The organism is Streptomyces sp. NPDC002896 (assembly GCF_040295225.1).
Lineage (GTDB): Bacteria > Actinomycetota > Actinomycetes > Streptomycetales > Streptomycetaceae > Streptomyces.
On sequence record NZ_JBEOVA010000017.1, the window covers coordinates 1 to 19,273 of the forward strand.

Genomic DNA, 19,273 nt, shown 5'->3' on the forward strand with positions numbered 1-19,273 from the left:
CAGGCGCTCGTCACCGCGGCTGAGGACCGCGACGGTCTCGCCCTCGGTGACCCGGCTGAGGGTGAGTTGTTCCAGACAGAGCTCGTTGAACAGGGCGGGGTTCACTGACGCCTCCAGGAGACCGTCCAGCTGCACACGGAACAGCTGCACACGGAAATCGTTTGAACACTGATGATTCTCGCCGGGGAGCGAGCCTGTCAAGACCGGCCGGACCGCCACGCATGAGCGATTCCGCGTCACCCCCTGTCCGTGATCGAGCGTGAGAATTCCTGCCGGGTTGACGGGTAGACCACGGAAACGGCTGGTGAGACCGGTCTGTTGAGCAAGATGTCCGTTCCGGCGCAGGACCGCCGCGCTCTGGGCCGCACGCGAGCCCGGCGTCGCGGGCACCACTTCCGCCCCCGTATTACCGCCGGGTTAAAAGGAGCATCGAGCCTTGCCCGAGCAGATAGTTTGTGTTCGTATTAACTGGGACGGCAACCGGTACCGCCGGGCCGGAGAACCGGCACCCGCGCCGGCCCCGATGCCCCTGGTCCGGGCAGGAAGCCGCCCGTCCCGTCATCGCTCGCAGCAAGGAGGAACATGTCCCGCCATACCCACGCCGTCACCATCGCGGGCGGCGGTCTCGGCGGCCTGACCGCTGCCCTGTCGCTCCGTCAGAGGGGTGTGCAGTGCACCGTTCTCGAGCAGGCGCCCGAGCTGGGGGAGGTCGGCGCCGGGATCCAGACCGCGCCCAACGCGAGCCGCGTCCTGCTCGCCCTCGGCCTGCGGCCCCAGCTCGAGGCCATCCGCACCGAACCGACCGACCAGGTGCGCCGCCGCTGGAAGGACGGCTCCGTCATCGCCACCCGCCCGCTCGGCGAGGCGGTCTGGCGCGAGTACGGGGCCCCCTATTGGCACTTCCACCGCGCCGACCTGCACCGCGTCCTGCTCGAGGCGTGCCTCGACCCCGACCGGCCCGGGCCCGTCGTCGAGGTGCACACCGCCTCCGAGGTGGTCTCGGTCGACAGCTCCGACGCGGCGCGCCCGGTGGCGGTCACCTCGGACGGCCGGCGCTTCGCCGGCGACGTCCTCATCGGCGCCGACGGCGTCCGCTCCAACGTGCGGCGCGCCATCGGCCTGTCCGACGGCCTCGTCTTCTCGGGGGAGATGTGCTACCGCGCCCTGATCCCCGGCGACAAGATCGCGGCGGACCCGGCGACCCGGTTCCTCCTCGACCGGTTCCAGTCGACCATGTGGTACGGGCCCGACCGCCACCTGGTGCACTACCTGATCCGCGGCGGCGAGTACCTCAACGTCGGCGCGTCCGTGCCCAACACCCTGGACATCTCGCAGCGCTGGAGCGCGCCGGCCACCGTTGACGAGATGGTCGAGGCCTTCTCCGACTGGGACGACCGCATCGCCACCATCCTCTCCAAGGCCGAGGGCGTCTCCAGCAAGTGGGCACTGTTCCGGCAGCGCCGCGACCCGTTCTGGGCGGACGGACACATCGCGCTGCTCGGCGACGCCTGCCACGCCATGCTGCCCTACCAGGCACAGGGCGCCTCCCAGGCCATCGAGGACGCCGCGGTCCTCGCGGAGGAGCTCTCCGCGGTGACCCGCGCCGGCATCCCGGACGCACTGCTGCGGTACGTCTCCCGCCGCGCGACCCACGCCGGCATGGTGCAGGACGCCTCGCTGAAGAACATGCACTTCTACCACCTCGCGGACGGGCCGCAGCAGGAAGAGCGCGACCGTCTCCTGCGCACCTTCGAGGGCGAGTCCGACGTCTCCTACGAATGGCTCTGGCGCGGCACGCCCCTGCGGGACCCGGACGCGATGCCGCAGTCCTACCCGCTCGTCCACCGCTAGGCCCCCGCCTCCACCCCGCACGCCGAACCGCCCCCGGACGACGGGGGCGGATCCCGCCGTCCGGGCCCCCAAGCCCGCGGACCGCCGGCCCCCGTGCCGCGGCCCGCGAGCCGGCGGGGCCACCCCGAGCCAGGCGTCACCGGAGATGCCGGGTCCCGGTTCCCCACAGCCTTCTCGCCTGAGAGGACACCATGACCATCGAGCAGAGCGCCCCCGCCGCCGGTGCGGTGAGCCACAGCAGTCGTCAGGGACGGCGAATCTACGCCGCCAGTTTCTTCGGGACGACCGTCGAGTTCTACGACTTCATCGCCTTCGGCACCGCCGCGAGCCTGGTCTTCCCTCAGGTCTTCTTCGACGGCACCTCGGAAGCCGTCGGAACCATCGCCTCGTTCGCCACGCTGGCGATCGGGTACACGGCGCGGCCGCTCGGCGGGCTCATCGGCGGCCACTACGGCGACCGGATCGGCCGGAAGTCCGTGCTGATCTGGACGATGGCCGTGATGGGCGTGAGCACCTTCCTCATCGGACTGCTGCCGTCCTCGGCCCAGATCGGCTCCCTCGCGCCGGTGCTGCTGGTCGTCCTGCGCCTGGTGCAGGGGCTCGCGGTCGGCGCGGAGTGGGGCGGCGCGGTCCTGATGTCGGTCGAGCACGCCGAGAGCTCGCGCCGCGGCCTCTTCGGCAGCGCGACCGGCGTCGGCTCGGGCTGCGGCGTGCTCCTCGCGTACACCGCCTTCGGCGCGCTGGGCGGGCTCCGTGAGGAGCAGTTCCTCTCCTGGGGCTGGCGGCTGCCGTTCCTGCTGTCGGCCGTGCTGATCGTGATCGGGATGTACATCCGGCTGCGCATCGAGGAGAGCCCGGTCTTCCTCGCCCAGCGCGCCGCCGCGCAGGAGACACCGGCCCGTACGCCACTCGTCGCCCTCCTGCGGGAGGGGCCGCTGCGGGTCCTGGCCGGCATCGGCCTCTACGCCGGCCCCTTCATGGCGCAGGCCCTCGTCACCACGTTCCTCGTCTCCTACGCCACGACCACCGCCGGTGTACCCCGTCAGGTGCTGCTCAACGGACTGATCATCTCGCTGGCCGGCATGCTGCTGACCGTGCCGCTCTTCGCCTGGCTCTCGGACCGGGTCGGCCGGCGGATCGTCTACATCCCGGCCGCCCTGCTCGCCGGCGTTTTCTCGTTCTTCGTCTACGACCTCGTCGCCACCGGCTCGGCGGTACTGATCACCCTGGTGTTCGTGATCAGCATGACGTTCCTCAACGCCGCCACCGTCGGAGTCGTCGGCTCGCTGCTGGCCGAGCTCTTCCCGACGCGGTTCCGCTACACCGGCGCCTCGGCCGCCTATCAGTTCGCGGGTCTCATCGGCGGCGGCGTCGGCCCCCTGCTCGCCTCGATCCTCTCCGGGTCGGGCGCCGGGATACTCTCGGTGTCGATCATGACGGCAGTATTCTGTGCGATCAGCGCGGTCTGCGCCGCCGCACTCGGTGACACCCGCACGGTCGACCTCCACCGTGCCTGACGGCCCGCCCCCGGCGCCGCGCGGGACGTACCGCGCCCCACGAGCCATCGTGCCGAGCCCCGCGCCGGCAAGTGACGTGATCGGATGTGAGCTTCGCTGAAACCGCCCCCGTTCGACTACCACGACCCGAAGACGCTCGACGAAGCCCTCGCCCTGCTGGCGGAGCACCAGGGCGAGGCGGCCGTCCTGGCCGGCGGGCAGAGCCTGGTCCCGCTACTCAACGTCCGCAAGGTCACCCCGAAGTACGTCATCGACATCAACAGTGTCGCCGAGATCTCCGCTCTCCGCCCCTCCCCCGCGACGCTGCGGATCGGCGCGATGACGCGGCAGGCGGAGATCGAGCGGTCCTCCGCCGTCGCCGAGCGCTGGCCGCTGCTGCGCGAGGCCGTCGGCTGGGTGGCTCATCCACAGATACGCAGCCGAGGCACGGTCGGCGGCAGTGTGATGAACGCCGATCCGACCTCCGAGATCCCCGCCGCCCTGGTCGCCCTGGACGCGCGGTTCGAGGCCCGCTCGGTCCGCGGGACGCGCACCCTCGGCTGGCGGGAGTTCTTCCCGGCGTCCGGCGGGACGGCCCTCGGCCCCGACGAACTCCTGGTCGGGATCGAGGTTCCGCCGCTGCCGGAGCGGACCGGCACCGCGTTCGTCGAGTACGCCCGGCGCCACCGACACCGCAGCCTCGGCGGCGCGGCCGTCGTCCTCACGCTCGACGCCGGCGGGGTCTGTACGGACGCGTCCGTCGCCCTCCTCGGGGCGGCGGCGCGTCCCCACCGGTCCGAACTCGCCGAGGAGGTCCTGACCGGTGCCGTCGTCGACGCCGAGACCGCCGCCGCGGCTGCCCGGGCCGCGACGGCCGCCATCACACCCCCCGACGACGTGCACGGCTCCGCCGAGTACCGCGCGAGTCTGATCGGAACACTCCTGCGCCGTGCCATCGGCACGGCTGCCGAACGGGCTGGAGGCTCGTAAGTGACCACACGTGACATCGACGTCGAGATCAACGGCCGGCACTATCGGGCAACCGTCGAGCCCCGGCTGCTGCTCTCCGACTTCATCCGGCACGAGGCAGGCCTGACGGGCACGCACGTGGGCTGCGAACACGGCGTCTGCGGGGCCTGCACCATCGAGTTCGACGGCGAACCCGCCCGCGCCTGCCTGCTCTTCTCGGTCCAGGCCGACGGCCACCGGGTGCGCACCGTCGAGGGCCTGACGGACGGTCTCCCCGAGGGGAGCCTCGACCCGCTGCAGCAGGCCTTCCACGAGCAGCACGCGCTCCAGTGCGGCTTCTGCACGCCCGGCATCCTGCTCTCGCTGCAGCCGCTGCTGCGCGAGGGCAGGGAGCTCTCCGACGACGAGATCAGATCGGCCCTCGCCGGCAACCTGTGCCGGTGCACGGGCTACGCGAACATCGTCGCCGCGGTGCGGACGGCCCTCCACCGCTCACGTGCGGCCCAGGCCATCACGGCCGCAGATCTCTGACGGAGCAGAAAAGGGCTCCCAATCCGCTCCCAAACATGCGTGAGGGACCCTCCGAAGAGCGCCCCTCACCTGCGGAAACATCCGACATCACTGTCGGGACGACAGGATTTGAACCTGCGACCCCTTGACCCCCAGTCAAGTGCGCGATCTTGGTTTGAAGACCTGGGCAGCCGTTCCGCGCCCGTGAACGCAGTCGTTGCCTGTTACCGGACATTGATGCTTTTTCGATGCCACTTCCACTCCGCAGCGGCATGGTGATACTCCCTGCGTCGTTGGAGGGCTGGTTTTCCAGGAAGGCCCGGTCACCGGTCCCGGTGGTGGCGGGCCGGCTTCTCGGGGTCCGTCCAGATGCCCGGTCCCGTCCCCTGGGGGACGGTCAGGGCACCGTTCTCGACGGCGTGGCGGAGATACCGCTTCGCAGGCCCCCGCGAGGACGCTTCGCGGGCGAGCCGTTCGAGTCGCTCCCCCAGGGCGAAGAGCAGGTCCACGCGCTCGGGGTGGCCGATCAGTTGCAGGCCGAGCGGCATGCCCTCGTCGTCGGTGTACCCGGGCACCGTGACCACCGGCAGGCCGAGCAGCTGCCAGGGGCGGCTGAGCACCGGGGTTCCGGTGGCCGCGAGGCCGTGCGGTGCCGCACCCAGGGCGGCCGGAGCAAGGATCGCATCGGCGTCCGTCAGGACCGCCAGGATGTCGGCGCGGGCCCGCGCGGCCACGGTCAGGGCCGCACGGTAGTCGCCGTCCGTGATCCGGCGTCCCGTGGCGAGCAGTTCACCCAGCGCCGCGCTCAGCCTGTCGGGATGCCGGGCCTCGTCGACCAGGGCGCGGGCGCTCTCGTACGCCATGACGGTGGTGTGCGCCGCCACGAGGCCCGGGGTGCGCGCGGCCCAGTCCAGGTCCTCGGTCGCGGCGCCCAGCGCGCGGATCCCCTCGGCCGCCCGTGCCAGGGCGGCGCGCATCGGCTCCTGCACGTCACCCAGTTCGGCCGCGGTCCACACCCGCAGCCTGGGGTGGTACGACGCGGCCGGCGGGGCGGGCGTACGCGGCCCGTCGGACAGGACGCCGTGGACGAGGCGGAGGTCGGTGACCGAGGCGGTGACCAGACCGACCGAGTCGAGGCTCTGGCTCAGGCCGGTGATCCCCGTACTCGGCCACGAGCCGACCGGCGCCACGAACCCCGCGACGCCGCAGAACGCCGCCGGGCGGGTGAGCGAGCCCGCTGTCTGACTGCCGAGCGCGAGCGGCACCACCCCTGCCGCGACAGCGGCGGCCGAGCCGCTCGACGAACCACCGGGGGTACGCGCCAGGTCGTGGGGATTGCGCGTGGGCCCCGGGGCGAAGTAGGCGAACTCCGTGGTCACGGTCTTGCCGAGCGGAATCGCGCCGGCCTCCCGGAGCCGGGCGACCACCCATGCGTCCGCCCCGGCGATCCGGCCCCGGCGCAGCGGCGACCCACACTCGGTCGGTGTTCCGCGTACGTCGATGATGTCCTTCACCCCGAACGGGACACCGCGCAGGCGCAGTCCGTCTCCCGGACGGCCGTCCAGTTCCCCGGCCGTGCTGAGCGCGCCGGCCCGGTCGACCCGGACCCAGGCCCTGAGGTGCGGTTCCGTCGCGTCCAGACGCTCCAGCGCCGCGGTGACGACCTCGCTCGGACGGACCCGGCCACTGGTGATCGCCTCCACCGTCCGGGGCGGCGGAACCCGGAGCGTGTCAGTCATCGTCACTCGGCTCCGGCCGTGTCGTGAGGGCTTGTGAGTCGGTGGAACCGCCGGTTGAAATAGACCAGGCTGTCGCCGTGCCGGACGCGGACCCGTTCGACCTCCACGAACATCACGCTGTGGGAGCCCATGGGCTTCCGGTCGCGAACCGTGCCGACGATGGTGACCAGCGCGTCGCGCAGGACGGGGACCGGTTCGGCAGGGTCCCAGATGTCCCAGGCGAAACGCTCGGGCATGGGGACCTTGGTGGCGCCGGAGAAATGCATGGCCAGTTCCTCGTGGTGACCACCGAGTACGTTGACGCACACCCTGCGGTTGCCGCTGATCACGTCGTGCGTGGCGCTGCCGCGGTTGACGCAGACCAGGACCGTGGGCGGGGCGTCGGTGACGGAGCAGACGGCGCTCACCGTCATCCCGTACCGGCCCCCGGGGCCGTCGGTGGTGAGGATGTTGACGGCCGCCGGCAGGTGCGCCATCGCCTCGCGGAAGTCGGCCCGACTGGGGCCGGCTGTTTTCGTCAGCATTCTCGTCTCCTCGGTTCTCCGCATCCGCTTCTTCCTCGACCTTTCGCTCCGACACTAGGGAGAAAGCAACGGCGTCGTAATTGCGGGCGACTTTGCTCTTTTTGAAGAAATGAGCCGGGGATTAGGTGATTTCCCCAGCGCAGTGACTCTTTCCTCAGCACGGTGACTCCCGCCCCGATTCGGAAGGATCAGAAATCGATGACGAGACGCGGGCCACGGGCCCGGGAGACGCAGGTGGCGATCTGGTCGTTCGCCGCCTTCTCCTTCCGGGTGAGGCAGTTGTCGCGGTGGTCGGGCTCCCCCTCGAGAACGGGCAGGACACAGGTTCCGCAGATTCCCTCCCGGCAGGAGGTGTCGACGTCGAAGCCGTTCTCCGCCAGGACGTCGACGATGCTGCGGTCCGCCGGGACCGTGAACACCTCGCCGGTGCCGAGTTCCAGCTCGAACTCCTCGCCGGATCCGCCGGAGGGATCCGGCGGCTGGAAGTGCTCGATGTGCACGCGGTCCTCGGGCAGGGAGCGGGACGCGGTGGCGGTGACACGCTGCATGAACTCCTTCGGGCCGCAGGTGTAGACGTGGGTGCCGAAGTTCGGGTCCGCGTCCTGGTCCGGGTCCAGGTCCGACAGGATCGCGTCGAGCGCGGCCTGCTGTCCGTGCCGCGGCACGCCGAAGTGGAACCGCACCCGCCCGGCGAAGCCGGACCCCTCCAGCAGGTCCTGGAATGCAGCCCGCTCGCGTGCGGAGGCGAAGTAGTGCAGCCGGAAGTCCCGTCCCTCCCTGTGGAGTTGGTGCGCCATGGCGAGCAGCGGTGTGATGCCGATGCCGGCGCCCACCAGCACGTGCTCCGCGGCGCCCGACGCGAGGCCGAAAAGGTTGCGCGGTTCGCTGATGCGCAGTTCGCTGCCCACCCGTACGGTGTCGTGCATCGCGTCAGAGCCGCCGCGCGACGGGGTCTCGCGCTTGATCGCCACGAGGAACGAGTCCGTCTCGTACGGCGGCCCGCACAGCGAGTACTGCCGGGTGATCCCGGTCGGGCCCGTCACGTCGATGTGCGCGCCGGGCGGATACGGGCCGAGCGGTGCGCCGTCGGACCGGACCAGGCGGAAGGACTTGACCGTGTCGGTCTCGTCGGCGATGGCGGTGACGCGGACTGTGATCATCGTACGTACAGCCCGCCGTTCACGTCCCAGCAGGCGCCGGTCACCGAATCGGCGTGCGCGGAGGCCAGCAGCGCGACCGTGTCGGCGACGAACAGGGGCGAGACCAGTTCGCCGACCGGGATGTTCTTCTTCAGCGCCGCCGCCGTCTCCGGGCCGATCAGGTCGTAGGTGGCCGGGAGGTCGAGCGGCCCCGGCGACACAGCGTTCACGGTCACGCCGCGCGGGGCCAGTTCGCGTGCGAACACCTTGGTCAAGGTCACGACTGCGCCCTTGGCCGCCGCGTAGTGCCCCCCGGTCGTCGTGCCGCCGTTCTGCCCGGCGAGGGACGCCATGTTGACGATACGGCCATGGCCGCGGTCCGCGAAGTACGCCCCGAAGACCTGGCTGCCGAGGAAGACGCCGTCGAGGTTGGTCCGCACCACCGAAGAGAAGCTCTCCGGCGTGATGTCCATCAGGGACTCGACCTTCGACTGCCCGGCGTTGTTGACCAGCACGTGCGCCGTCCCCCAGCGGGCGGTGACCTCGTCGAGGACCCGTTCGAACGCGGACTTCTCGCGTACGTCCATGGCCAGGCCGACGGTGGTCCCCTGCCCCGGGTCGAGCGCGGCGGCGGCTTTGGCGGCCTCCTCGCCGTCGAGGTCGGCGAGAGCGACCCGGTAGCCCTGAGCGTGCATCCGGGCCGCGATGACCTGTCCGATGCCCCGGGCCGCGCCGGTGATGACGGCCACCCTGTTCACGGCGTCGCTCACGCCGCTCACAGCAGGAATCCCGTCGCGCTGACCGCTTCCTGCGAGTTGAGCAGCCGGATCACCTTGCGGGCGATCCGTGGCTCACCCCCGTCGAAGACGATCCGGTGAGTAAGGTCCGCACCGAGCACGAAGGTCTCCTCGCGCTTGTAACCGACCAGCACCTGCGCGGAGTTCAGCTCAACGGCTTCCCCCTCGGTCCGTACGACCATGAAGTTGGACACGGTCCGTACGGTCCGGGCCGCCGCCACGGCGGAGATCGAGTAGCCGGAGACCAGCCTCTCGATGCGCATCCGCCGCATGCGGTCGTCGTCGTAGACCATGTTGAGGCTCGCCTCGAAGTCCTCGGTCTCCGGGTCGATGGGGATGACGTACCTGCCGTCGGGGGCCCAGAGACGGTCCCACTCCTCGTACCGCTTGGCGTCGAGGAGCCGCGCCTCGCGCCACACCAGTCCGACCGCGGCGCTCGTCCGGGCGTCGGTCAGGTCCGGCGTGGTGAGGCCGGTGAGGTCGGCCATCGTCTGCTCAGTGAGCATCGGTCATCATCCTCTTCCACATCGCATAGGCCTCGCGCATGCCCGTCTCGTCGGTCGCGTGGGAGACCCGGTCGCCGTTGTCGGCCTTGCGCTCGCGTTCCAGCCCCCGGTTGACCAGGATCGGCATGTCGGGGCCGCCCGCCACGCCGCGCTGCACCCGGTCCCAGGCCTCGGAGTCGTCGGGGCTGCCAAAGCCGAACGGACCCTGGAAGTGCTCCTGGATGCGCAGGCGTTCCCGGTTCACGGTCTCCGGGCCGCCGTCCAGGCCCAGGGCCATGTGCCGGATCTCGGTCTCCGCGACGGAGATCGGCCGCAGGACGCGGAAGAACGACATCGACATCGCGACGTTCGGGAACAGGTTCAGGTTGAACCCGGCGCCGTGCATCGAGCGCACGATGCGCCGGACCTTGTCGGGGTCGAACTCGCGGGACAGCTCCTCGATGACGTGGCTGAACCGTTCCTGAAGCTGCTCGGTGCCGTCGTCCTCGTCGAGATCGACGTGCTCGGGGACCATGACCATGACGCTGTGGCCGTTGCCCAGGGAGTGGGTGACCGCCTTCTCGTCGGTCATGAAGGACAGCATGTTCGCCGTCTCGGCGTCGACCGACGCCATCCACGACCGGTGCACGATCGGGAAGTGGTAGCCGTCGGTGGTGTTCTCCAGCTGGATCTTCCAGTTGCCGCGGAAGCGGAACCGGTGCTCCCCCTGCACCTTGATCGGGTAGCCGGCGCCCTGCTTCATGAACCGGTCGATCCACAGCCGCGCCCCGCCGAGGAAGTCCTCCAGGGGTTCGATGTCCTCGTTGAAGCTGGCGAAGATCATCCCGGCGTAGACGCCCACCCTGAGGCGCTGAAGGCCGAAGTCCTTCTTCTCCAGTACGTCCTCGTAGCCGTCGGGGTACGGGATGCCGCGCAGCTTGCCGTCCAGGGCGTACGACCAGGCGTGGTAGGGGCAGGTGAAGCCGTTGCCGTTGCCCTTCGGCACCTCGCACAGGCTGGCGCCGCGGTGGCGGCAGCGGTTGACCAGGACGTTGATGCCGCCGCGGCGGTCGCGGCTGACGATCACGGGCTGGCGGCCGACCCATGCCGTGCGGAAGTCGCCCGCCTTGGGGATCTCGCTCTCGTGGGCGACCCAGACCCAGGACCGCTCGAAGATCCGGCTCATCTCCATTTCGAACAGCGCCGGATCGGTGTAGAGGGCGGACGAGACCCGGTCGTCCTGGGCGAGGTTCGCGATGCTGCTCACGTTCACCGGCCCGCCACCTCGCCGCCCACGCTCGGCGGCGTGGTCAGGGGGCGGCCGATGCGCGCCTCGATCGTGGCGTAGCGCCACAGCAGGTGGTCGCCGACCGGCGTGGTGCGGAACAAGTTGCAGGCCGCGGCGACCGTCTTCTGGTCGGCGACGTCGGCCAGGATGTAGCAGGTCCACGGCCAGGAGGCGGACGGGCCGACCATGTGCTGGTCGTCGTCGATGTCACCGAGGACGTCGACCCCGGGCATGGCGGCGAGTTCGTCCATCATGCCGGAGAACGCCTTCCAGACCGGGCCGCCCGTGCCGGCGGGCAGGTCGAAGAAGTTCTGGTTGATGCCGATGCAGAAGAGGACCCGCAGGGGGGCGGGAGTTGGCTCGGGCATGTCGATCCCTTCGGTGTCTCACGGCCGCGCCGGACGGCGGGGCTGACAGTGAACGAAGTCTCGGACGGCGGGGGTTACACGAAGCCGGGAAAGGGCTCGGCGCCCATCAGGACCGCCCCGGCGCCGTCGTACATCCCCTCGGTGAGGAACGCGTGCTGCGGCACCACCGACGCGTCGCGCAGGTAGCGCTGCATGGGATGGTCCGCGGCGATGGCCGCGGTTCCGGAGAGGGTGTAGGCGTCGCGGACGACGTCGAAGCCCACCCTTGCCGCGTGGGTCGCGGCCAGGCGGAGGACGCCGGCCTGCTCGGCGGTGGCGGGCACGCCGTCGGCGACCGACTGGTAGACCTCCTCGGTCACCTCGTAGAAGAAGGAGCGGACCGAACGCAGTGCGGCCTCCGCCTTGCCTACGGCGATCCGGTAGTAGGCGCGGTCGGCGAGCTTGGGGGCGCCGGTGAGGCCGGCCCGGCCGGCGCCTGCTCGGATGGTGTGGTCCAGGGCGGCGCGGGCGATGCCCAGGTTGACGACGGCCAGCGCCTGCGCGGCGTAGGCGATGGTCGGGTAGCGGTAGAGCGGCTCGTCCACGGAGGATTCGGCCCCCCGGACGAACGTCCACTCCTCCGGGACGACGACGCCGTCGACCTTCAGGTCGTGGCTGCCGGTGCCCTCCATGCCGACCACGTCCCAGTTCTCCACGATCTCGACGTGCTCGGGACGCAGGACGGCGGTACGCGGCTTTCCGGACGACGAGTCGCCCACGCCGATGCCCACGCCGAGGAGGTCGGCGCCCTTGCAGCCACTGGCGAACCGCCAGTGCCCGGTCACTTTGAAGCCGCCGTCCACCCGCTCGGCCGGCTGCAGCGGGAACAGCCCTCCGGCGAAGACCACATCGGGCCCGTCGGCGTACAACTCGGCCTGGGTGTCGAGGGGCAGGCCCGCCAGATAGACGCCCGACAACCCGAAGCTCGCGACCCAGCCCGCCGATCCGTCCACCGCGGAGATCCGCTCGATCAGGCGCAGGAACTCCGCGGGCGGCAGGGCGTCGCCGCCGAACCGCTTCGGCGTCGACGCACGGTAGAGACCGATCTGCTTGAATTCCTCGATCAGGTCGCGCGGAACGTGACGCTTCTCGGTGAACTCGGCGCGGCGGTCCGCGACATGCGCGAGGACCTCCTCGAAGGTCAGCGCCGCCGCCGGTCGGTCCGGGTCTCGGTCCGCTGATACTTCGAGAGTTCGCGTCATCATCGGTCTCCTTGTGCGTCAGCGAGGTTCGGCCTGGGGCCGGCCACTGCGCAATGACGGTAATTTCGGTTCACGGCTCCCACAATCGGGGTCGAATACAACGACTTTGAGTAATTCCTGCACGGGCATGAGGATTTCTTTATGGCCGAGGGAGCGCCGCGCGGTCCTCACGTCACCCGCTCGCCCACGGAGTCAGCGACGGGCCTTGTTCGTAACGAAGGCAGCCAGTTCCTTGCCGAACCGAGCGGGGTCCTCCAGGAAGGGTGCGTGCCCGACGCCGTCCCATCGCTGAATCTGCGCGGCCGGCTGGGCAGATGCGATGTGGTCCGCCGCGGCGGTCGCGACGACCCGGTCCTCGCTGCCGTGAACAGCCAGCCATGGGACCGTGACGGAGGCCGCGACATCGGTGCGGTCCAGTGCACGGCCCAGCAGGGCCCCGCAGACTCGCGTCGGCGTCTGCACGCTCGCCCCGAGCTGGGTCAGCAGGTCGGCCGGTGCGAGGGGACGCGCGGTGAACAGCTCGAGCAGTGTCCGCCGGGCCGCGACCACCGACTCCGTATCCTCGGCAAGCAGTTGGGGCACGAGACCGAAGAATTCCGAGCCGAAAAGCCGCTCCGCCCCCGGTACGCCGGCCGTGAGCGACGCATCCACCGTGAGCACGCCCGACAGCGCGGAGTCACCGTGTACCGCGATGTAGTCCATCACCACCAGCCCGCCGTAGGACCAGCCGCCCAGGACGGGCCGCTCAAGCCCCAGCGCGGCGATCACCGCCGCCACGTCGTCCGCCCACGCCCGCTCCTCGCCGTAACCGGTATCAGGCTTGCTGGACAGACCGTGGCCACGGAGATCCGGCGCGATGATCCGCAGGGGCCCCGGTGCCGTCAGCTGCTGCACCCAGCTCCAGGCCGACTGGAGGAACCCGTGGAGGAGTACGACGGCCGGAGCGTCTTCGGGGCCGGCGTCCAGTACGTGAAGCAGCACCCCGTCCGCTCCCGTGACCGTCGTCGTCCTGATGCCGTCCTCGCCTGTTCCATTCATCTGCATGCTGATCCTTTCTTCAGTAGTGCCGAACTCATTGCGGAATCCATGCGGTTCCGGACGCCTGCCGGGTCCGGCCCGGCAGGCGCCCGCTCACGACCGCGCGTCGCTGTGCCGCTCCCGGTCAGCCGACGGCCGTGCTCGCACCGGCAGCCGGCTGCTCGATCTGGCGGGAAGCGGAGTCGTATCCCGTCAGCGCCTTGAGGCGCATGGCCAGGAAGGTGGCCCTGCCGCGGTCGGCCTCGTCACCGCGGACGGGGAACGCCAGGGCGACCGCCACCGAGACCAGCAGGCTGAGCGGGACCGACACCAGGGCGGGGTTCGAGAAGCCGAGGACCGCGTCCGGCCCGTTCACTGCCGGGCTGAGCAGGATGATCCCCAGGGATGCGACCAGCCCGACCACCATGCCGCTGATCACCGCCCGTGCGGTCATGCCCCGCCAGTAGATCGTCAGCAGCAGGGCCGGCATGTTGGCGCTGGCCGCCACGGCGAAGGCCAGCGAGGCCAGGAAGGCGATGTTCTGGCGCTGGGCGGCGAGCGCCACCGCCAGCCCGATCCCGCAGGTCGCCAGGGTCGCGATGCGAGCGGCGTACATCTCGCCGCGCGGGGTGGCGGTTCCGCGCTTGAAGACCTGGCCGTAGAGGTCGTGAGCGATGGCGCCGGTGGTCGCCATCACCAGGCCGGCGAGTACCGCGAGGATGGTGACGAAGGCGACCGCCGCCACGAAGGCCAGCAGCACTCCGCCGCCCAGCTTCTCCGCGAGCTGCGCGACGGCCAGGTTCCCGGCAGGATGCTGCTTCGCGATCGCTTCCTTGCCGACGAGCTGGGCCGCTCCGTATCCGATCACCGGAATCATCAGGTAGAAGGCGGTGAACACCCAGATCGCGGTGACGGCGGACGACCGTGCCGCTTTGGCGTCCGGGACGGTGAGGAACCGGATCATCACATGGGGCAGCCCGAGTACGCCGAGGACCAGGCCGAACACCATGGACAGCTGGTCGAAGCCGGCCAACGGCGTGGTCCGGGTGGGGGCGACCGCCTGCCGCCCGAACGTGTGGAGGGCTTCGCTGAACGCGCCGAGGGGGTTGAAGTCGTACTTGTACAGGACCAGCAGGAAGAGCGCCGCCGAACACGCCATCATGAGCGTGGTCTTGACGATCTGGATCCAGCTGGTCGCCAGCATTCCGCCCAGCAGGGTGTAGACGGTGGTGAGACCGCCGATGACGAGCACGGCGACGACGTAGTCGATGTCGAAGAGCAGCGTGACCAGCAGCGCGGCGCCCACGAACTGCGAGACCAGGTAGAGCGTGCTCACCACGACCGTGCTGACGGCCATGACCGTACGGATGTCACGCCCGGGGAACCGCGTGGCGAGCACATCGGCCAGCGTGTACCGGCCGAGGTTCCGCAGCGGTTCGGCGACCAGCAGCAACGCGAGCACATAGGCCACCGGGACGAAGACGGCGAGGTAGAAGCCGTTGAATCCGGCGAGCGCGATCGCACCGGAGACACCGAGGAACGAAGCCGCGGAAATGTAGTCACCCGCGATGGCGATGCCGTTCTGCCGCCCGGAGAGCTGCCCGCCGGCGACGAAATGGTCCGCTGCGGAACTGCTGCGCCGGTTCGCGATCCAGGTGATTCCGAGGGTGATCAGCACGAGTATGAGGAACATGCCGGCGGAGACGAGGTCCATGGCCGCTCAGCCTTTCTTCCGGAGGACTTCGGCCGTCGCCGCGTCAAGCCCGGCGGCGCGTGCGGCGTAACGGGCCGCCACCAGCACAGCGACCACGAACTGCAGGAACGCGAAGACCCACGCCCAGGTCAGCCCGCCGAAGGCCAGGCCGTCGAGTGTCGAGGTGAACTGGCCGAGGATCGGCAGCGGGAAGAAGACGAGGCACACCGCGGCGGAGAACGTGAGGGCGAGCCTGATCCGCTGCGCCGCTATGCTCTCCAGCGTCGTGTTGTCCGGTCTCGCGGCTCCTTCGAGTAGCTTCGCGCCGGCTTGCAGGTCATGTGATTCTTCGGTCACGTCTGCTCCCGTCTCCGGTGATGCTGTTCAGCGCAGGACTTGCGGCAACTGCAGTGGATTGCGGTAGGCGGAAACACCGATGAAACAGGACGGGTCGGCGACCCATTGGCAGATATTTGATGGTCATCTGACGATGGTCATTTGACGGTTTGTCAGCTGACAATTTCCGCTTTCCGGATGTGCGGGGATGCTATTTCCGTGCCGGAACGGCACGCAATTGGGAATCCACTGACGCCTTGGCGGGGTTTCCCTACGCGAATAAAGAATCCTTTACGGCGCCCCGGTGATGCTCTGCGGGCCGGGTGCCGCTACCCTTCCGCGCCCTCGCATGCCGACGGGAGGGCGAAGGAGAAGGCCGCTCCACGAGGAGTGTTCTCCACGGCCTCGATGCGACCGCGGTGACGGGTCACGATGCGGTGGCTCAGCGCCAGACCGATGCCGTTTCCGTTCTCCTTCGACGTGAAGACACCGTCGAAGACCTTGCCTCCGGGAACCGCGGAGAGCCCCTGCCCGTAGTCGCGGACGACCAGCTCTGCGTGCCCGTCCGAGCGCCTGGTGGCCAGCTCCACTCCTCGCTGTTCCACCGGCCATCGCGCCATCTCGTCGATGGCGTTGAAGGCGAGGTTGATCACGACCTGTCCGATGAGGACCTGCTCGCAGCGCACCAGGAGAGGCTCGGCCGTCAGATCGAGCGCGAGGGCGACGGAATGCTGCTGGGCTCGCAGGTCGATGAAGTAGAGGCAGTCCCTGACGATCGCGTTGAGGTCGATCAGCTGCTCGGACTGCTCGAGCCGTACGACGTACTGCCTCAAACTCTTGAGGATCCGGCTCGATCGCTCGATCTGGCGCTTGGCGTTGTCGAGCCCCCAGGCCACCTGCTCGTGCTCGTCGAGGCCGGACTCGCCCAGCCTGGTCCGGGCGCCCTCGATGAAGTTGTACGCGGCGGCGAGGGGCTGGCTGACCTCGTGTGCGATGGCCATCGCCATGTCCCCCATCGCGTTGTACCTGGCCAGGTGGTTGAGGTACTGGTTGTCCCTGCGGTGCTCCTCCTCCGCGCGCACCCGGTCGGAGATGTCGTGGAACAGCAGAAGATGGCCGCGCAGGTCGCTCTCGATCTCGATGTACTGGCAGGTGCCCGCGTACCACCGGGGTTCGCCGCCTGGCGCGGCCAGCCGGTACCTCGAATCCTGGGGCGGCGCGCCTTTGGACGTCATCTCGATGCTCTCGCTCAGGGCTGCCCGGGACTCGGGATCGCAGAACCAGGCGAAGTCCGATCCGGTCAGTGTGGCGACGTTCACGTCCAGCAGCTTGGCGGCGGACTCACTGGCGAAGACCACCACACCGTCATCGTCGAGGACGACGATGCCCTCCGCGAGATTGCGCAGGAAGGCCCGCAGCCGGCCCTCGGTCCGGAACAGGTCGCGCTGGGTGGCCTTCTCCGCGGCGATGTCGCGGAACTGCACCATCAGGACCGGCCGGGACGGCAGCTCCACCCTGATCGCGATGGCCTCGGTCAGAATCTCCTCGCCGCTCTTCGACCGGTAGCACCACTCGGTGGCGCTCACTCCGTGGTCGACCGCCCGTCGCAGCCAGCGGAGTCCTAGTTCACGGCTGTACTGCAGTGCGTTCTTGGACATGTCCGGCGCCTTGAGCGGCTTCAGCTCGTCGACCGTCCATTCCAGCAGTTCGCAGGCGGCCCTGTTCGCCCAGAGGATTTCGTACGTTTCGGCGTCGTGCAGCAGCACGCAGTACTTCAGGGCCTGCACGAGCTCCCGGTAGTCGGCGAGTTCAATGTCGTCCACCCCGCTGCTCCGTATCACTGGGACGGCAGAATCACTAGGACCGGCAGAATCACTAAGACCGGCGGAATCACTGCGACGGCAGTCCGAGACCCGCCTGGAGCACGTCCCGGACGAGAGTCGCCATGCTCTCGGCACCGGCCTTCTCCCGGATGCGGGTGCGGTGCACATCGACGGTCTTCGTGCTGATCCCCAGCCGGGTCGCGATGTTCTTGCTGGGTACGCCGTCGATCACCATGCGAAGGATCTCCCGTTCACGGGGGCTGAGGTTCCCGAGGCGCGCCTGGAGCATCTGCTGCCTGACAGCCCGGGCGAATCGTTCCTGCGCGGTCCGCAGCGCCTGCTGGACGACCTCGAGCATGTGCTGCGGATCGTAGGGCTTCTCCAGGAAGTCCACGGCTCCGTTCTGCAGTGCCCGCACCGACATCCTGATGTCGCCGTGGGCGGACACGAAGATGACCGGGATGGCTGACCCTGCCTGGTTCAGGATCTCCTGCAGCTGAAAGCCGCTCACTTCCGGCATGCGCACATCCAGCACCATGCAGGCGGGCTGGTCCCGGTCGTAGGACTCCAGGAAGGTCCTCACATTGGTGAAGCACTGCGACCTGATTCTCACGGACTCCAGAAGCCAGGCCAGTGACCTGCACAGTTCCTGATCATCGTCGATGATGTACACGACGCTGACCGGCGGTTGACTGTCCGCCGGAACCGGGGGCTCGTGGTGGCCCTGCGGTCTCGCAGGCGCGTGGTGGCCCTGCGGTCCCGGGGGCGCGTGGTGGCCCTGCATCGCCGTCACCTCCGACTCACTCGTCCCACGCCGCTTGCGCTATCCAGTAGCTGCTGCCGTCCGCCCGGATCCCGTGCTCCCACTCGCTGGTCCGGCGCAGCGCCGGTTCGACGCGGGCGGTCGCGAGGTCAGCGGCGTCCGGCCCGTCCTCATCGGCCTGCCAGTGGACCCAGTTGATCTCCTTGCCCGCGGCGTCGTGGACGAAGAGGTCGACGTGATGCCATCCGTAGCCGTGGAGGTCGGCATAGCAGGTCAGGAAGGTGGTACGCCCGCCCGAGCCGGTCATCGTTCTCCGTTCTCCATCCGTGCCCACAACTCTCCCTCCATGCACACGACCGCACTCACCCCACCAGCGGAGCGCTGAAGAGCTGCTCGGTCCGGAACCGGCGGATCAGCGCCCGCCGCGCGTCGAACCGGAAGGTCACGTCCAGCCTGGCCACCATGACCTCGGCAGCGCCCGATTCATAGCGCGAGAGCTGCTGCATCAGCCAGCTTCCCCGGGCTGTCGAGTCCCCGAGATCGATGTTTCCGGGGAAGAGCAGGTGAACGTTCTCCCGGAAGTGACTGTTCGGCGGCAAGTACGCCGATATCATTTCGACGATGGCCTCTCGACCTACGGTACGGCCGAACTTGTCGCCGTACTTCGGTCCCACACCTTCCCAGACCGCGTCATCGGTGAACAGATCACCTAGCTCGCCCTCCGCACCGTCGGGGACGGGGACATCGCACAACTGCAGGTAGCGTGTCAGGGTGTTCATCACCCGGTCGCGCGGAAATGCCATGGGCGATTCCTCGAATGCCGGAGAGATCTTTCGCAAGAGGCTAAGTGCCCGAGGACTCCGCGACAACCCAGGTATCACAGCACGCAGCTGGGAAAAGCCCTTCCCGCTGTAAAGGTTTCCCCTACTCCCGCGCCGCACGACGGTCCGGCCCCGGAACGTGGCCGACTCATCGGCGCCGCTCCGCCGGCCGGTCACATCCCGCACCGCTCCTTCATCGTGGTGCACGCCCTCGACGTCGAGTCCATCGGCGTCCCGGCCAAGGCCACCCCGGCCTTCCTCGGCTTCAACATCGCCGACCACATCCTCGGCCGCGCGGTCCTGCGAACTGCTCTACACGCTGGCCAACGGAGACCAGGCGACACCCTCTCGGAACGCACCCACGCCTCGTTCCGCGTCCACACAGCCGGCCCGCGCCGTCCTCCTCGTCCTCT

19 protein-coding genes, 1 tRNA gene and 1 pseudogene are annotated in these 19,273 nt (G+C 69.4%); 5 read left to right on the top strand and 16 right to left on the bottom strand.

Annotated features, from left to right (window positions below):
• Positions 1–582: 582 nt before the first annotated feature.
• The 4 genes from ABT009_RS28345 to ABT009_RS28360 all read left to right on the top strand — a co-directional run bounded on the left by ABT009_RS28345 (position 583) and on the right by ABT009_RS28360 (position 4,847).
• Positions 583–1,851, top strand: coding sequence for an FAD-dependent monooxygenase (locus tag ABT009_RS28345; protein WP_351300818.1), 1,269 nt, complete (start codon positions 583–585; stop codon positions 1,849–1,851).
• A 191-nt stretch (positions 1,852–2,042) separates the two neighbouring features.
• Entirely contained in the window at positions 2,043–3,368 is a 1,326-nt protein-coding gene (locus ABT009_RS28350) for an MFS transporter (protein WP_351300821.1), read from the top strand.
• A gap of 96 nt (positions 3,369–3,464) precedes the next feature.
• Positions 3,465–4,337, top strand: coding sequence for an FAD binding domain-containing protein (locus ABT009_RS28355; RefSeq protein WP_351301236.1), 873 nt, complete (start codon positions 3,465–3,467; stop codon positions 4,335–4,337).
• The gene (locus tag ABT009_RS28360; protein ID WP_351300824.1) at positions 4,338–4,847 is read left to right on the top strand and encodes a (2Fe-2S)-binding protein; all 510 of its coding nucleotides are present in this window, start codon (positions 4,338–4,340) and stop codon (positions 4,845–4,847) included.
• A 93-nt stretch (positions 4,848–4,940) separates the two neighbouring features.
• Here ABT009_RS28360 and ABT009_RS28365 read toward each other — a convergent pair.
• The 16 genes from ABT009_RS28365 to ABT009_RS28440 form a co-directional block, all read right to left on the bottom strand.
• Positions 4,941–5,031: transfer RNA gene (locus ABT009_RS28365), tRNA-Pro, on the bottom strand.
• A gap of 118 nt (positions 5,032–5,149) precedes the next feature.
• Positions 5,150–6,565 carry an amidase gene (locus tag ABT009_RS28370; RefSeq protein ID WP_351300827.1) on the bottom strand — a complete coding sequence of 472 codons (1,416 nt, stop codon included), beginning with the start codon at positions 6,563–6,565 and terminating at the stop codon, positions 5,150–5,152.
• A gap of 2 nt (positions 6,566–6,567) precedes the next feature.
• Complete coding sequence (locus ABT009_RS28375) at positions 6,568–7,089, bottom strand: flavin reductase (protein WP_351300829.1); 522 nt, start codon at positions 7,087–7,089, stop codon at positions 6,568–6,570.
• A gap of 188 nt (positions 7,090–7,277) precedes the next feature.
• The gene (locus ABT009_RS28380; protein ID WP_351300832.1) at positions 7,278–8,249 is read right to left on the bottom strand and encodes a PDR/VanB family oxidoreductase; all 972 of its coding nucleotides are present in this window, start codon (positions 8,247–8,249) and stop codon (positions 7,278–7,280) included.
• A complete protein-coding gene (locus ABT009_RS28385) occupies positions 8,246–8,998 on the bottom strand; it encodes an SDR family NAD(P)-dependent oxidoreductase (protein WP_351300834.1) in 753 nt (250 codons plus the stop codon). Before ABT009_RS28385 ends, ABT009_RS28380 begins: the two co-directional genes overlap by 4 nt.
• 5 nt (positions 8,999–9,003) lie before the next feature.
• Positions 9,004–9,531, bottom strand: coding sequence for an aromatic-ring-hydroxylating dioxygenase subunit beta (locus ABT009_RS28390; protein WP_351300837.1), 528 nt, complete (start codon positions 9,529–9,531; stop codon positions 9,004–9,006).
• A complete protein-coding gene (locus ABT009_RS28395; RefSeq protein ID WP_351300839.1) occupies positions 9,521–10,783 on the bottom strand; it encodes an aromatic ring-hydroxylating oxygenase subunit alpha in 1,263 nt (420 codons plus the stop codon). Before ABT009_RS28395 ends, ABT009_RS28390 begins: the two co-directional genes overlap by 11 nt.
• Positions 10,780–11,166, bottom strand: a complete 387-nt coding sequence (locus ABT009_RS28400; RefSeq protein WP_351300842.1) for a hypothetical protein — start codon at positions 11,164–11,166, stop codon at positions 10,780–10,782. The genes ABT009_RS28395 and ABT009_RS28400 overlap by 4 nt, the downstream gene beginning before the upstream one ends.
• Positions 11,167–11,240: 74 nt before the next feature.
• Complete coding sequence (locus ABT009_RS28405; RefSeq protein WP_351300845.1) at positions 11,241–12,410, bottom strand: acyl-CoA dehydrogenase family protein; 1,170 nt, start codon at positions 12,408–12,410, stop codon at positions 11,241–11,243.
• Positions 12,411–12,599: 189 nt separating this feature from the next.
• Positions 12,600–13,445 carry an alpha/beta fold hydrolase gene (locus tag ABT009_RS28410; protein WP_351300848.1) on the bottom strand — a complete coding sequence of 282 codons (846 nt, stop codon included), beginning with the start codon at positions 13,443–13,445 and terminating at the stop codon, positions 12,600–12,602.
• A gap of 124 nt (positions 13,446–13,569) precedes the next feature.
• Entirely contained in the window at positions 13,570–15,138 is a 1,569-nt protein-coding gene (locus ABT009_RS28415; RefSeq protein WP_351300851.1) for a solute symporter family protein, read from the bottom strand.
• Between the two features lie 6 nt (positions 15,139–15,144).
• Positions 15,145–15,474 carry a DUF485 domain-containing protein gene (locus tag ABT009_RS28420; protein WP_351300854.1) on the bottom strand — a complete coding sequence of 110 codons (330 nt, stop codon included), beginning with the start codon at positions 15,472–15,474 and terminating at the stop codon, positions 15,145–15,147.
• A 308-nt stretch (positions 15,475–15,782) separates the two neighbouring features.
• Positions 15,783–17,276 (bottom strand): PAS domain-containing sensor histidine kinase, encoded by a 1,494-nt coding sequence (locus ABT009_RS28425; protein ID WP_351300857.1) that lies wholly within the window; start codon positions 17,274–17,276, stop codon positions 15,783–15,785.
• A gap of 67 nt (positions 17,277–17,343) precedes the next feature.
• Positions 17,344–17,949 (bottom strand): response regulator transcription factor, encoded by a 606-nt coding sequence (locus ABT009_RS28430; protein WP_351300860.1) that lies wholly within the window; start codon positions 17,947–17,949, stop codon positions 17,344–17,346.
• Between the two features lie 127 nt (positions 17,950–18,076).
• Positions 18,077–18,346, bottom strand: coding sequence for a hypothetical protein (locus ABT009_RS28435; protein WP_351300863.1), 270 nt, complete (start codon positions 18,344–18,346; stop codon positions 18,077–18,079).
• A gap of 55 nt (positions 18,347–18,401) precedes the next feature.
• Entirely contained in the window at positions 18,402–18,842 is a 441-nt protein-coding gene (locus ABT009_RS28440; RefSeq protein WP_351300866.1) for a nuclear transport factor 2 family protein, read from the bottom strand.
• Positions 18,843–19,004: 162 nt separating this feature from the next.
• Here ABT009_RS28440 and ABT009_RS28445 point away from each other — a divergent pair.
• A pseudogene (locus tag ABT009_RS28445) lies at positions 19,005–19,163 on the top strand (YbhB/YbcL family Raf kinase inhibitor-like protein); the annotation flags it as partial.
• Positions 19,164–19,273 lie beyond the last annotated feature (110 nt).